Annotated in this window: 10 protein-coding genes; 4 read left to right on the top strand and 6 right to left on the bottom strand. The window is 63.5% G+C overall.

The window, feature by feature from the left end:
* Window positions 1–56 precede the first annotated feature (56 nt).
* From ACTJKE_RS16040 to ACTJKE_RS16030, 3 genes are all read right to left on the bottom strand, one after another.
* Window positions 57–1,142 carry a YcjF family protein gene (locus ACTJKE_RS16040; protein WP_192494724.1) on the bottom strand — a complete coding sequence of 362 codons (1,086 nt, stop codon included), beginning with the start codon at window positions 1,140–1,142 and terminating at the stop codon, window positions 57–59.
* Complete coding sequence (locus ACTJKE_RS16035; RefSeq protein ID WP_112946810.1) at window positions 1,139–2,635, bottom strand: YcjX family protein; 1,497 nt, start codon at window positions 2,633–2,635, stop codon at window positions 1,139–1,141. Before ACTJKE_RS16035 ends, ACTJKE_RS16040 begins: the two co-directional genes overlap by 4 nt.
* A 131-nt stretch (window positions 2,636–2,766) precedes the next feature.
* Entirely contained in the window at window positions 2,767–3,276 is a 510-nt protein-coding gene (locus ACTJKE_RS16030) for a SixA phosphatase family protein (protein ID WP_440691991.1), read from the bottom strand.
* Window positions 3,277–3,692: 416 nt separating this feature from the next.
* Between ACTJKE_RS16030 and dksA the strand changes: the two genes are divergently transcribed.
* Window positions 3,693–4,112: an RNA polymerase-binding protein DksA gene (gene dksA / locus ACTJKE_RS16025; protein WP_034794589.1), complete on the top strand. Its 420-nt coding sequence runs from the start codon at window positions 3,693–3,695 to the stop codon at window positions 4,110–4,112.
* Between the two features lie 128 nt (window positions 4,113–4,240).
* Here the strand turns inward: dksA and ACTJKE_RS16020 are convergent, their stop codons facing one another.
* A complete protein-coding gene (locus ACTJKE_RS16020; protein WP_113737230.1) occupies window positions 4,241–5,242 on the bottom strand; it encodes a flagellar biosynthetic protein FliO in 1,002 nt (333 codons plus the stop codon).
* Between the two features lie 264 nt (window positions 5,243–5,506).
* Here ACTJKE_RS16020 and cckA point away from each other — a divergent pair, with 264 nt between their 5' ends.
* Window positions 5,507–8,134: a cell cycle histidine kinase CckA gene (gene cckA / locus ACTJKE_RS16015; protein WP_110878670.1), complete on the top strand. Its 2,628-nt coding sequence runs from the start codon at window positions 5,507–5,509 to the stop codon at window positions 8,132–8,134.
* A gap of 99 nt (window positions 8,135–8,233) precedes the next feature.
* Here the strand turns inward: cckA and ACTJKE_RS16010 are convergent, their stop codons facing one another.
* Both ACTJKE_RS16010 and ACTJKE_RS16005 read right to left on the bottom strand, forming a co-directional pair.
* Complete coding sequence (locus ACTJKE_RS16010) at window positions 8,234–9,163, bottom strand: pseudouridine-5'-phosphate glycosidase (protein WP_057248919.1); 930 nt, start codon at window positions 9,161–9,163, stop codon at window positions 8,234–8,236.
* Between the two features lie 31 nt (window positions 9,164–9,194).
* On the bottom strand, window positions 9,195–10,142 hold the full coding sequence (locus ACTJKE_RS16005; RefSeq protein WP_093233027.1) for a carbohydrate kinase family protein: 948 nt from the start codon (window positions 10,140–10,142) through the stop codon (window positions 9,195–9,197).
* A gap of 321 nt (window positions 10,143–10,463) precedes the next feature.
* On the opposite strand from ACTJKE_RS16005, the gene recA reads away from it, so the two are divergent.
* A complete protein-coding gene (gene recA, locus ACTJKE_RS16000) occupies window positions 10,464–11,555 on the top strand; it encodes a recombinase RecA (protein WP_057248921.1) in 1,092 nt (363 codons plus the stop codon).
* 228 nt (window positions 11,556–11,783) lie between these two features.
* Window positions 11,784–14,447 carry an alanine--tRNA ligase gene (gene alaS, locus ACTJKE_RS15995; RefSeq protein WP_057248922.1) on the top strand — a complete coding sequence of 888 codons (2,664 nt, stop codon included), beginning with the start codon at window positions 11,784–11,786 and terminating at the stop codon, window positions 14,445–14,447.
* Window positions 14,448–14,456: the final 9 nt, after the last annotated feature.

Genomic DNA, 14,456 nt, shown 5'->3' with positions numbered 1-14,456 from the left:
CGCTTTCACGTGATTCGACTTGAAAGCGGGATGCTCCAGTGCCAACCGAACATGCCCTATTTCTCGCCGCCTTCGCTGCCGGCGCGCCCGGCACCCGGACTTAAGTCGGCCAGAAAATCGCCGATACCAGGGCGTTTCAACGCGCGGAACGGCATAGGACGGCAGAGGTCCATCGCCGCGATGCCGATACGCGCTGTCATCAGGCCGTTGATCACGCCTTCGCCAAGACGCGCCGAGAGCTTCGAGGCGAGGCCGTGACCAAGCACCTGCTGGATGAGGCTGTCACCGGCGGCGATCGAGCCGGTAACGGCAAGATGGGCGATGACGTCGCGCATCAGCCTCAGCAGACCGAGCGTGCCGGGGCGGCCGCCGTAGAGTTCGGCCATGGAGCGGATCAGGCGGGCGGATTCATAGAGCACATAACCGAGGTCGACCAAGGCACGCGGGCTGACGGCTGTGACGATCGATACGCGCTTCGAGGCGGCAAGAATGAGGCGGCGGGCCTCGCGGTCGAGCGGGCTCAGGAGTTCGCGTTCGGTGAGTTCGATCAGATGCGGCCCATCGATGATCTCGCCCTCGGTTTCCTTCAGCCGCGTGCGGCCGCGTGCCGTTCGTGGATTGCTGGCCAGCAGATGGACGAGCTTCGTCTGCGCCGACCGCGCGCGCTTGGTGTTGCCCGAGGTCGCTGCAGCCTCCGTTTCCGATTTCAGCTTCTGGATGGCGGTAAGCTGCATCATCCCGGAGAGCTCGCGGGCAACGACGATCAGCAGCGCCAGCAGTCCGATCGCGACGACGGCAAGGGCGGTGTAACCGAGCCAATCGGCGCGGGTGAAGAGATCGCGCAGCAGGCGGTCGACCCAAAGGCCGGCGGCCAGCGAGAGAATGATGCCGAGAGCGCCGATCGCGATCTTGCCGACCGACAGGCGACGCTTGCGCGGGCTTGCTTCCGGCAACGCGAGCGCCTCGACCGCCAGCGTGGTCTCGCGGAACGGATCTTCCGCATCCGGCGTCAGCACCACATTGTCATCGAAGCTCGCGGGCGAACGCGGGACGCGCGACTGTGGGGCGGCCTGGACAGGATTCTCCTCTCCAACCGAAAAGGCGCCGGGTCGGCGGCTGCGGCCGTTACTATCGTCACTCATGCGAGCCGGTCTCCGAACAGAAATTGCATGGCTCGGTCGAGACGGATATGCGGTACCGACAGTTTTAAGCCGCCGCCGGTTTCTTCGAGATGCGGCGGGCGGAAGCGGACGAAGCTGAGCTCTGGCAGAGGGTGGGCGCTTTCGACGAAGGTCGTTCCGCCCGACTGCATCTCGATCGCCTTGAAGAGCACTTCAGGATCTTCCGGCAAGTCACCGGGAAATATTGCGGTTTTCTTCTCGCCGTCAAAGATTTCGCCGTTGATCTCCTCGCCGGCGATCGGGGTGCCGACGATCACCGGCAGCGCATGGCCGTCGTGGTTGACGGTCGCTTCGCGGGTCGCCCTGACGGATGCAAGCGCCATGACCTCGAGGCCGGCGCCGCTCATGCCGATGCTCTGCGCGGCGCGATCGACCAGGCGCGCGGCGATGCGCTCCAACCGGTCGTGGCTTTCGTGATGCAGATGATCCGCCTTCGTCGCGGCGATCAGCACCTTGTCGATCCGGCGTGTCAGGAAGGAGGAGAGCCAGCTGTTGGTTCCCGGGCGGAAGCAGGCGAGCACGTCGGCAAGCGCCTGCTCGAGATCGAGCAGCGCTTCGGGGCCATTGTTGATCGCCTGGAGCGCATCGACCAGCACGATCTGGCGGTCGAGCCGTGCGAAGTGTTCGCGAAAGAACGGGCTGACCACATGCTTCTTGTAGGCCTCGTAGCGCCGCTCCATCATCGCCCAGAGCGAACCTTTCGGTGCGCGGCCATCCGGGAGATCGGGAAGCGGCGAGAAGGTGAGTGCCGGCGACCCCTCGAGATCGCCCGGCATCAGGAAGCGGCCAGGCGGGAGGGTCGAAGGAGAGCGTTCGTCCGCCTTGCAGGCCCTCAGATAGCCCGTGAAACTTTCGGCAAGCCTGCGGGCGCTCGCCTCGTCGGCAACGGCCGTCGGTCCGGCCGAAGCGGCCAGCGTCAGCCACTCCGCCGAAAAGGTGCTCCGGCTGGCGGCATGGGCGCGTGCCACGGCGTTGTTGCTGAACGCGCGGAAATCCTGTGCCAGCAGGGGCAGATCGAGCAACCACTCACCGGGGTAATCGACGATATCGAGCGACAGGCGGCCGGGAGAGAACAGCCGGTTCCAGCCGCTGGCACTCTCATAGTCGATCGTGATGCGCAGTTGCGAAATGGCGCGGGTCGAATCCGGCCAGATGCGATCGCGCACCAGGGCAGCGATGTGGTCCTCGTATTGGAAGCGCGGTACGGCATCGTCCGGCTGCGGTTGAAGCCTGACCTTCGAGACCCGCCCGGAACGCACCGGCTCGAACACCGGCAGGCGTCCGCCGTTCAGGAGATTGTGCACCAGCGACGAGATGAAAACCGTCTTGCCGGAGCGCGACAGACCGGTGACACCGAGGCGGATGGAGGGATTGACGAGGCCGGAGGCTCGGTCGGTCAGATTGTCGAGCGCAATCAGGGCGTCGTCTTTGAAGCTGGTCAGGTTGGGCGCCAAATCTTGCTCTTTCTTGCGGCGTAGTTCCGTGGGGCGTTCTGCTGGCGTCGTCCGGCAGAACTGTCGCACGCAGGCAGCCACCGCGATATAGGCAATATTTCCCCGGTCGCAACGAGGATCCGGCAATTCTTCTATTGGTTGGGCAGCAGGATCGAGACCAATGTCGCGACCGCTGCGCCATCTTTCGGCGCGACGACGGGCAGGTCGAGGATCGAAAGCCCCCCCGGCGGATAACCGTAGGCAAACGCCTCACGCGCTGCGTCGTCTCCGATCAGCCGGTGAAGCAATTGCTCGATCATCGGGTTGTGCCCGACCAGCATCAGCGAATTCAGATGCCGATGGGCGTCGATGAGATCGAAGTAGACCGTTGCCGGTCCCGAATAGAGTGCATCGATGTAACGGATATCGAGACTTTCACTGACGGTGCGAAAGAACGGTTCGGCGGTTTCGCGGCAGCGCACGGCGGTGGAACAGAGGATGCGCTCGGGGCGGATGCCGCGGTCGGCAGCCATCTGCGCGAGCCGTTCCGCATCGACATAACCGACCTCGTCCAGCGCCCGGTCGAAGTCGCGNAACGCCCAACCGGAGCGTGCGTGCCGCAGAAGGTAAAGGCGAAGGGCCTTGGGGGCGCTGTCTTGCATCGAGCGGTTTCCGGTGGCTGCCTGTCGCTTGTGGCGGCAGGGTCGAATGGTGTTGTCCGGGCACAGCTTGCGCGTCGCCCGGCAGACCTCCACCTTTTCCCTCGGGAGCCGCAAAGATCAAGCTGCCGGCTGCTTTTTTCCGGGGATCGGCAAGCTGCTGCGCTTTGCCGCGGTCGCGATCAGGCGATCCAATGACGCAAACACATCAGTGTCACTTTTCAGCGAGGACGGCCGGACGCAGCGGTACGTACAAGCAGGAATTCAAGTTCCAATGTGTAATTTTGATGAAATATTCGTCAGTTAGCCTGAATCGCGAGCAATATTAAAATACGGTTGAGTGCCTGTTCCGAGGCTTGAATCGAGGCTTCCATAGGTCTATACAGCGCCGCAATGAGATGTTCTTCAGGAGAATCGCGTTGAGTGAGAAGATCGATCTTAGTACCTTCGTCCTATCCGAGGACGATGAATTCATGAATGCCAACCACCGGGCGTATTTCCGGGCCAAGTTGAATGCTTGGAAAAATGACATCCTTCGTGAGGCACGCGAGACACTGGATCACTTGGCAGAGGAGAGCGCCAATCATCCCGATCTCGCGGACAGGGCTTCTTCCGAAACGGATCGGGCAATTGAGCTCAGAGCCCGAGACCGTCAGCGCAAGCTGATCTCCAAGATCGACGCGGCGCTGCAACGGCTCGATGAAGGCACCTACGGCTACTGCGAAGAGACCGGTGAGCCAATCGGCCTGAAGCGGCTGGACGCACGGCCAATCGCAACCCTGTCGATCGAGGCGCAAGAGCGTCACGAGCGTCGGGAAAAGGTCTACCGGGACGAATAAGATATCCGACTATCGGAACTGTCTGAAAAAAGGCGCGGCTCAAACCGCGCCTTTTTCTTTTGGACCGATTGCTTACCAAGGCTGGACCGCTTCGCGATGCTCAGCGGCGTCACCCGTGAGCGGGGAAGCTATGGCTTCCGGCCGGCCGAGATATCGGCCAGCATGCGGTTCATTTCTTCTTCGATGGTCGGTTCCTTGCGGCCGCCTTCAGCGCCGGGCGCGCCAAGCGTCGGCTCCTGACGGCCGGATGGTGCCAGGGAGCGGCTCTCCGGTGCCACCATGTTCGTGGAGGCAACGGTGCCTGGGCTCGGTACTGTGGCCGGGCCAAGACGCTGCAGGTCGCCGCTGATCTCCGCATCGAGCAGGCGCTCGAAATCCGTGAGAGCAGTGGCCGGCGCCGGCTGGGGCTGCTGGATGGTGGGGGCCGGGCGCTGCAACTGCACGGGTTGTACGGGGATTGGCTGCGCCTGGACTTGCTGGACCGCCGGTGCGGACCTGTTTATGGCGATTTCGAAGTTCGACTGGGGCGCCGAAGCGGCCGTGACAGCCGGGATTTCCGGAGCCTGCTGCACGGACGGACGGACAGGCGGACGTTGTTCGGCCGCAAGGACGGGTGCGGCGACCGGGCGCTGCTCCACGACAACGCGCGGCGGCGCGGCCGGCTCGATACGGGTGACCGGTTGTTCCTCCGGTTGGGCAACGGGGCGGATTGGCGTGACGGCGGCGACGGTTTCAGCTTCAAGTGAAGGTGCGGCTTGTTGCGGCAGCTCCCGCGTTGCTGGCCGGCTGTCCACTGCCAGCGGTTCCTCAATCTTGCGCTCCGCGACGGCCGCGCGCTCCTCGGGCGCACCGATCCGGCTCTCGATGACGATATCCGTCGGGCCGCCGATCATGATCAGATGTTCGACATCATCGCGGCGCACGAGCACCAGGCGGCGACGGGTGTCGACGGCAGCGGCATCGAGCACGGCAAGGCGCGGCTGGCGGTTCTTGCCGCCGCGAATGAAGGGCGAGGAGGGGCGATTGCGCATGATCCAGAGCACGGCCACGAGGCAGAGAAGTCCGATCGCGACGGCTGCGGCGGCGATGACGAACCGGCTGCCATTGTCTGCGATGATCGTTTCCATCATAGGCTGAACTCCTTCTGCCTTTCGAGTGCCAGTATTTGACGGCTTTTTTCGGGCCCGGACAAGGACTTCGCCGACATTCCCTGTGAATTGGCTGCAATGCTTCCGCAGAGGTGCTTTTTGCTGTTATCTCTGATTGTTAAAGATGATTCTTGTCCGAATGATCGAGGGCGTATCGGGAATGAACGATTTCGCTCGGTGGATTACGCGGATACCGGCCGGAAGTGCCGGCCCGCGCGCGCGGTGCCGGCCGCATAAGAGGATCCGATGACGAAATTGCGGCAGTCAGGCGACTACCAGATGCCGGTTGTTGACCGTGGCGTCAGGCCAGGCACCGTGCTGCGGATCGTTCTGCTCGCGATCGTCCTCACCGTGTCAGCCATCGCCTTCGTGATCTTCAAGAACGAGATGGAAAACGAGATCGTTCTCGGCATCCTCGGCGTTCTTGCCATGGTCGGCATCTTCTTCCTCGTCTCCTCCGTCATCGGCTTCATCGAGGTCATGCCGCAGTCGCGCCCGGACGAACTGGCGCGCGCCTTTCTCGATGCCCATGAGGACGGCACGATCGTCACCGACCGCAAGGGCCGGATCATCTACGCCAACGCCGCCTATGGCGCGCTGACGGGTGCCAAGAGCGCCGCCGGCATCCAGTCGCTGGAAACCATCCTGTCGCGCAATCGCGAGGCGACGGAAGCGATCTATCGGCTGACGAACGGTCTACACGAGGGCAAGCAGGGGCATGAGGAATTCCGCCTGCTGAAGCCGCTCGCGACCAGCACCTCCAGCGGCTCCGGCGCCCATTGGTTCCGGCTGAAGGCGCGGGTGCTGCCGCTCGAAGACAGCGAGCGCAATCCGCTTTATCTCTGGCAGATTGCCGACATTACGGCGGAGCGCGACGACCAGGAGCGCTTCTTCAAGGAACTGCAGAACGCCATCGACTATCTCGACCACGCGCCGGCCGGCTTCTTCTCCGCCGGGCGCAAGGGCGAGATCTTCTACATCAACGCCACGCTCGCCGATTGGCTCGGCATCGACCTGACCAAGTTCCAGCCGGGGTCGATCAGCATCGGCGACCTGGTGGCCGGCGAGGGGTTGACGCTCGTTCAGGCCGTGCAGGCGGAGCCTGGCCTGAAGAAAACCAAGATGCTCGACCTCGATCTGCGCAAGCTGAACGGCCAGAGCCTGCCGGTGCGCATGATCCACCGGGTCTCCTCGACGCGCGACGGGGCACCCGGCGAAAGCCGCACCATCGTCATGTCGCGCGAAGGCGGCGAGGACAACGAGCAATCGGCGTCGAGCGCGGCAATGCGCTTTACCCGCTTCTTCAACAATACGCCGATGGCGATCGCCTCCGTCGATGGCAATGGCCGGATTCTGCGCACCAACGCGCCGTTCCTGAAGCTCTTCTCCGGCCTCGTCTCGCAGGACGAGGTCGAGCGCGGAGCGCTGATCGAAGCCGTGGTGCACGAAACCGAAAAGGGCCGTCTGCACGAGGCGCTGGCGGCAGCCAAGGACCGGCAGGGTGACATCGCGCCGATCGATGCGCTGCACCCGAAGGATGGTGAGCGCCACTTCCGCTTCTATATCAACGCCGTAATCGACCAGAGCGATCAGTCGCCAGAGGAAGCGGCAATCATCCATGCGCTTGAAATCACCGAGCAGAAGGCGCTCGAGAACCAGATGGCGCAGACCCAGAAGATGAACGCTGTGGGCACGCTCGCCGGCGGCATCGCGCACGACTTCAACAACGTACTGACGGCGATCCTGCTGTCGTCCGACCACCTGCTCCTGTCGGCCCGTACGGCAGATCCGAGCTTTGCCGATCTCATGGAGATCAAGCGCAACGCCAACCGCGCTGCAGTGCTTGTGCGCCAATTGCTCGCCTTCTCGCGCAAGCAGACGATGCGGCCGACGGTGCTCAATATGACGGATGTGATCGGCGACCTGCGCATGCTGGTCGACCGCATGACCGGAACCAACGTCAAGGTCGAGGTGGACTATGGCCGCGATCTTTGGCCGGTCAAGACCGATCTCGGCCAGTTCGAACAGGTGCTGCTGAACCTGGCGGTCAATGCCCGCGACGCAATGCCGGAGGGCGGCACGATCACCCTTCGGACGCGCAACCTGCCTGCCGCCGAGGTTGCCGCCTTCGGACGACGCGAGTTGCCGGACGACGATTTCGTGATGGTCGAGGTCGCCGACCAGGGGACCGGCATACCGCCGGAGATCCTCGACAAGATTTTCGAACCGTTCTTCACCACCAAGGAAGTCGGCAAGGGCACTGGCCTCGGCCTGTCGATGGTCTATGGCATCGTCAAGCAGTCGGGCGGTTACATCTATCCGGAATCGGAAGTCGGCAAGGGCACCACCTTCCGCATCCTGCTGCCGCGCCACATCGAGGTGCCGGTAGTGGCCGAAGAGACCAATCTGGCGGCGACAACAACGGCGGAGGCGGCTCCGGCGCGGGTAGCGCAGGCGATTGCAGCACCGGCGGCAAAGACCGAGGAGCCGGCCGATCTCACCGGGGATTCAGCCGTCGTCCTGCTTGTCGAGGACGAGGAGGCGGTACGCCGCGGCGGCAAGCGCATGCTGGAAACGCGCGGCTACACAGTCTACGAGGCGGGCTCCGGCGTCGAGGCGCTCGATATCATGGACGAGCTCGACGGTGCGGTCGATATCGTCGTTTCGGACGTGGTGATGCCGGAGATGGACGGACCGACGCTGCTGACCGAGCTGCGCAAAAAGTACCCGGACCTGAAGTTCATCTTCGTTTCCGGCTATGCCGAAGACGCCTTTGCCCGCAACCTGCCGGCCGACGCGAAGTTCGGCTTCCTGCCGAAGCCGTTCTCGCTGAAGCAGCTCGCAGTCTCCGTGCGCGAAATGCTCGACTCCTAGATCAGCGATCTGACACTGAAATCATCAGCCGGTGGAAGTCGGACATGAAAAAGCCCGGCGCTTGCGTGCCGGGCTTTTTCGTCTGTTATCCTATAGGAATTACTTGGCGTTGAGCGCGACCGCGATCTCGCCGGCAAGGCGCGCATTGTTCTCGACCAGCGCGATGTTGGTCTCGAGGCTGCGGCCTTCGGTCATGTGGAAGAGATTGTCGAGCAGGTAAGGCGTGACGGCCTTGCCGGTGATCTCGTCGCTCTCGGCATTGTCGAGCGCGCGGGTGATGTAGATTTCCATCTCTTCGCGCGGGATTTCGCTTTCTTCCGGCACCGGATTGGCTACCAGCATGCCGCCGTCGACGCCGAGCAGTTCGCGCATGTTCTGGAAGTTGGCGATCGCCGCCGGGCTGTTCAGCATCAGCGGGCTCTTGAGGCCGCTGTCGCGCGACCAGAAGGCCGGGAAGACTTCGCTGTCGTAGGTGACGACAGGGACACCGCGGGTTTCGAGCACTTCGAGCGTCTTCGGAATGTCGAGGATCGCCTTGGCGCCGGCGCAGACGACGATGACGCCGGTGCGGGCAAGTTCGTCGAGGTCGGCGGAGACGTCGAAGCTGAGTTCGGCGCCGCGGTGCACGCCACCGATGCCGCCGGTCGCAAAGACGCGAATGCCGGCGCGGGCAGCGGCAATCATCGTCGCGGCAACGGTCGTTGCGCCCGTGCGGCGCTCGGCGATCGCGAACGCGAGGTCGGCGCGCGAGACCTTCATCGCACCTTCCGTCTTCGCCAACTCCTCGAGCTTGGCGTCATCAAGGCCGATATGCAGCACGCCATGGATGACGGCGATCGTTGCCGGCACGGCACCCTGTTCGCGGATGATCGCTTCGACGCTGCGGGCCATGTTCAGATTGCCGGGATAGGGCATGCCATGGGTGATGATGGTCGATTCCAGCGCCACGATCGGCGCGCCACGCGCCTTGGCGGCTGCGACCTCGTCGGAATATGCCATCGGCAGGGAGGGAGAAGCGGGTTTGGTCATGGTCTTTCCTTGGGAGTTCTGCTGGCAATTGTCATGACAGCATTTGGGGCGTGGGCACAAGAGCCAGCGCCTGTTCGAGATTGGCCGCGGACATCTCTTCGGATGCGGCCAAGGGAGAGCGCAATGTGATTCCGGCGGCTGCGATGCCGTGCCGCAGGCACTCGGTCAGATTGCAGCCGGCGAGGCGCGCGGAGAGGAAGCCGGAGGCAAGCGCATCACCGGCGCCGGTGACGTCGGCCAGTGCCGGGAGCGCCGGCGGAACGGCAACGCAGATGCTGTCGCCATCGAAGGCGACGACCGCGCGGCCGCCGCGTGTGACCACGCCGCCATTGAGGCCCGCGCTTCTCAAAAGCGCCGGCCATGCTTCCGCCTCGGCCGCGTCCTTGCCGGTCAGCGCCCGTGCCTCGGATTCATTCATGAACAGGAAGGAGAGATGCTGGAGGCACGGCCGGTAGCGGATGACCTTGGCGGGCGAAACGGCAATGCCGGCGACGAGGCGCCCGTTGCCCGCGGCCGACTGGACCAGCGCGGCGATCGTTTCCTCCGGCAGGTTGGCGTCCGTCAGCACGAGCCTGCTCGTGGCGACGACATCGCGGAGCGCCCGGCGTTGCAATTGTCGCGGCGAGAACAGCCGGTAGAGTTCCATGTCGGCGAGCGCGATCACCAGATTGCCGTCGTTTTCGAGGATCGCGGTGTAGCTCGGCGTCTGGCGATCGAGAAAAGTGAGGGGGCTGTCGATGACCCCTGCTGCGGCCGCCGCCGCCGTCACCATCTCGCCGGCGGCATCGCCGCCGCGAGTGCTGATCATGCGCACGCCATGGCCAAGGCGCGCAAGGTTGCGGGCCGCGTTGAAGCCGCCACCGCCAGCCTCTTCGAACCAGGTGCCGGGATTGCTGGAACCCGGTGCGGTCGTCCCCGATATGCGGCCGCGCCTGTCGATATGCGCTCCGCCGAAGACGGCGATTTCAGCTTCCGTCATGAATGTTCCTCTGCTTGGCCCATCGGCCGAAATATCTGTTGGCTTTCTGCAATGGCCGAGGTCCAAATTCCAAGGACCCATGCGCCCGATCTCTTCGTCTCAGGCGAATCGGCCAAGCCCTGAGGGGCAGGTTTGAAGACGTACTGCGCGCATTTGAGAACCTATGGTTTCAATCCCGTGAACATGAAAAGAACGAAACCAAGATAATCATTGTTTTTCAATATATTGTCCTGCTCTTGCAAATACGGAACAAAACATGTACAAAAACTCCTGCGGCGGCTTCATTGCCTCGGTAGCTTCAATAACCTAAAGGTGGACCAAATGGCACAAAACTCTTTGCGGCTCGTAGAGGACAAATCGGTGGATAAAAGCAAGGCACTTGAAGCGGCACTTTCCCAGATCGAACGGTCGTTCGGCAAGGGATCGATCATGAAGCTCGGTGGGAAGGACAGCATCATCGAGATCGAAACCGTCTCGACGGGTTCTCTCAGCCTCGACATCGCGCTCGGCATCGGCGGCCTGCCGAAGGGCCGCATCGTTGAAATTTACGGCCCGGAAAGCTCGGGTAAGACGACGCTGGCGCTGCAGACGATCGCCGAAGCACAGAAGAAGGGCGGCATCTGCGCCTTCGTCGACGCCGAACACGCGCTCGATCCGATCTATGCGCGCAAGCTCGGTGTCGATCTCGAAAACCTCCTGATCTCGCAGCCGGACACCGGCGAGCAGGCGCTTGAGATCACCGACACGCTGGTGCGCTCCGGTGCGATCGACGTTCTCGTCGTCGACTCCGTCGCAGCGCTTGTGCCGCGCGCCGAAATCGAAGGCGAAATGGGCGACAGCCTGCCGGGCATGCAGGCACGCCTGATGAGCCAGGCGCTGCGCAAGCTGACCGCGTCGATCTCCAAGTCGAACTGCATGGTCATCTTCATCAACCAGATCCGCATGAAGATCGGCGTCATGTTCGGTTCGCCGGAAACCACCACCGGCGGCAACGCGCTGAAGTTCTACGCCTCGGTCCGCCTCGACATCCGCCGCATCGGTTCGGTCAAGGAGCGCGAAGAGGTCGTCGGCAACCAGACCCGTGTCAAGGTCGTCAAGAACAAGATGGCGCCGCCCTTCAAGCAGGTCGAGTTCGACATCATGTATGGCGAAGGCGTTTCCAAGACCGGCGAACTCGTCGATCTCGGCGTCAAGGCCGGCATCGTCGAGAAATCCGGTGCCTGGTTCTCCTATAACAGCCAGCGCCTCGGCCAGGGCCGCGAGAACGCCAAGACGTTCCTGCGCGACAACCCGGACCTGGCGCGTGAGATCGAGACGGCGCTGCGCCAGAACGCCGGCCTGATCGCCGACCGGTTCCTCGAAAACGGCGGCCCGGAACCCGACGACGGCAGCGACGACGCCGCCGAGGCGTGAAACACCAGGAACTGAAGCTTCCGGAGAACCGGTCGTCCTATGACGGCCGGTTTTTTGCTGCCGTCTGGACAGTATGATACGTGAACGATAAAAGCCTTTGGTTCCGGCGACCGAGGGCGTTGGAGGGCGTGGCCATCATGGATGGCCACGGGGTTTAAGGACAATGGCTTAGTGGCGCGGCAGATGCCGGATCCGGGCCGGAATCGGTGCTTTAGAATAGGACGCAAGATGAGCGGCGTGAATGAAATCCGGTCGACCTTTCTCGACTATTTCCGCAGGAACGGTCATGAGGTCGTGTCGTCGAGCCCGTTGGTGCCGCGCAACGACCCGACATTGATGTTCACCAATGCCGGCATGGTGCAGTTCAAGAACGTCTTCACCGGCCTGGAACAGCGTCCCTATTCGACGGCCGTGACCGCGCAGAAATGCGTGCGCGCCGGCGGCAAGCACAACGACCTCGACAATGTCGGCTACACCGCGCGCCATCACACCTTCTTCGAAATGCTCGGCAACTTCTCCTTTGGCGATTACTTCAAGGAGAACGCCATCGAGCTTGCCTGGAACCTGATCACTAGGGAATACGGCCTCGACGCCAAGCGCCTGCTGGTCACGGTCTACCACACCGACGACGAAGCCTTCGATCTCTGGAAGAAGATCGCCGGCTTCTCCGACGACCGCATCATCCGCATTCCGACGAGCGACAACTTCTGGGCCATGGGCGATACCGGGCCCTGCGGCCCATGCTCGGAAATCTTCTACGACCATGGCGACCATATCTGGGGTGGACCGCCCGGTTCGGCCGACGAGGACGGTGACCGTTTCATCGAGATCTGGAACCTCGTCTTCATGCAGTACGAGCAGATCACCAAGGAAGAGCGGGTCAACCTGCCGCGTCCTTCGATCGACACCGGCATGGGCCTCGAGCGCCTGGCAGCGGTGCTGCAGGGCCAGCACGACAACTACGACATCGACCTTTTCCGCGCCCTGATCGCCGCTTCCGAGGAAGCAACCGGCGTCAAGGCCGAGGGCGACCAGCGCGCCAGCCATCGTGTCATTGCCGACCATCTGCGTTCGTCCGCGTTCCTGATTGCCGACGGCGTGCTGCCGTCGAACGAAGGCCGCGGTTACGTGCTGCGCCGCATCATGCGCCGCGCCATGCGCCACGCGCAATTGCTCGGTGCCCGGGATCCGTTGATGTGGAAGCTCTTGCCGGCGCTGGTCGGCCAGATGGGCCGCGCCTATCCGGAACTGATGCGCGCAGAAGCGCTGATCTCCGAGACGCTGAAGCTTGAGGAAACCCGCTTCCGCAAGACGCTGGAGCGCGGTCTGAACTTGCTTTCGGACGCATCTGCCGATCTCTCGGAAGGCGACCAGTTCAACGGCGAAACCGCCTTCAAGCTCTACGACACCTACGGCTTCCCGCTCGACCTGACCCAGGACGCCCTGCGCGCCAAGGGCATCACCGTCGATACCGACGCCTTCTCTGTCGCCATGGAGCGCCAGAAGGCCGAAGCCCGCGCCAACTGGGCCGGCTCGGGCGAAGCGGCGACCGAGACGATCTGGTTCGAGCTCAAGGAAAAGCACGGCGCCACCGACTTCCTCGGCTATGACACCGAGACCGCCGAAGGCGTGATCCAGGCGATCGTGCGCGACGGCGCCGTCGTCGCTTCGGCAGCCAAGGGCGACACGGTCCAGGTGGTGCTCAACCAGACGCCGTTCTACGGCGAATCGGGCGGCCAGATGGGCGACACCGGCACGATCACCACCGAAACCGGCAAGCTTGTCGTGACCGACACGCAGAAGCGCGGCGAGGGGCTCTTCGTTCATTTCGCGACCGTTGCTGAAGGTACGGTGAAGACCGGCGACGCCGCGCAGCTCGACGTCGACCATGCGCGCCGCTCGCGCCTGCGCGCCAACCACTCGGCAACCCACCTGCTGCATGAGGCGCTGCGCGAAGTGCTCGGCACCCATGTCGCCCAGAAGGGCTCGCTGGTAGCCCCGGAACGCCTGCGCTTCGACGTTTCGCATCCGAAGCCGATGACGGCGGAAGAGCTGAAGATCGTGGAGGAAATGGCCAACGAGATCATCGTGCAGAACACGCCGGTGACCACGCGCCTGATGAGCGTCGACGATGCGATCGCCGAAGGCGCGATGGCACTCTTTGGCGAGAAGTATGGCGACGAAGTGCGCGTCGTCTCGATGGGCCGCGGCATTCACGGTTCCAAGGCCAACCGCGCCTATTCCGTCGAGCTTTGCGGCGGTACCCACGTGTCGGCCACCGGTGACATCGGTCTCGTCCGTGTCGTTTCGGAAAGCGCAGTCGGCGCCGGCGTTCGCCGCATCGAGGCGCTGACCGGCGAAGCCGCACGCGCCTATCTCAACGAGCAGGACGAGCGCGTGAAGACACTCGCCAACACGCTGAAGGTTCAGCCGGGCGACGTGCTCGGCCGCGTCGAGGCGCTGCTCGACGAACGCCGCAAGCTGGAACGCGAACTGACCGAAGCCAAGAAGAAGCTGGCGCTCGGCGGTGGCGGCGAGGCGGGTTCCGCCGACGCAGCCCGCGACATCGCTGGCGTTCGTTTCCTCGGCAAGGTCGTCTCGGGCGTCGAGCCCAAGGATCTGAAGAGCCTTGCCGATGACGGCAAGAAGAGCCTCGGCTCTGGCGTCGTCGCTTTCGTCGGCGTGTCCGGCGATGGCAAGGCGAGTGCGGTCGTGGCCGTCACCGACGATCTGACCTCGAAGCTCAGCGCCGTCGACCTCGTTCGCGTCGCATCAGCCGCGCTCGGCGGCAAGGGTGGCGGCGGACGTCCTGACATGGCCCAGGCCGGTGGTCCGGATGGTGAGAAGGCGGCCGAAGCCATCGAGGCCGTGGCCGTTGCACTGGCCGGGTAACCGTCAAAG

Source organism: Ensifer sp. 22521 (assembly GCF_052044795.1).
In the GTDB taxonomy this organism is placed as follows: domain Bacteria; phylum Pseudomonadota; class Alphaproteobacteria; order Rhizobiales; family Rhizobiaceae; genus Ensifer.
The sequence above is the reverse complement of the archived record's forward strand: the minus strand, read 5'-3'. Positions and strand labels throughout refer to the sequence as shown.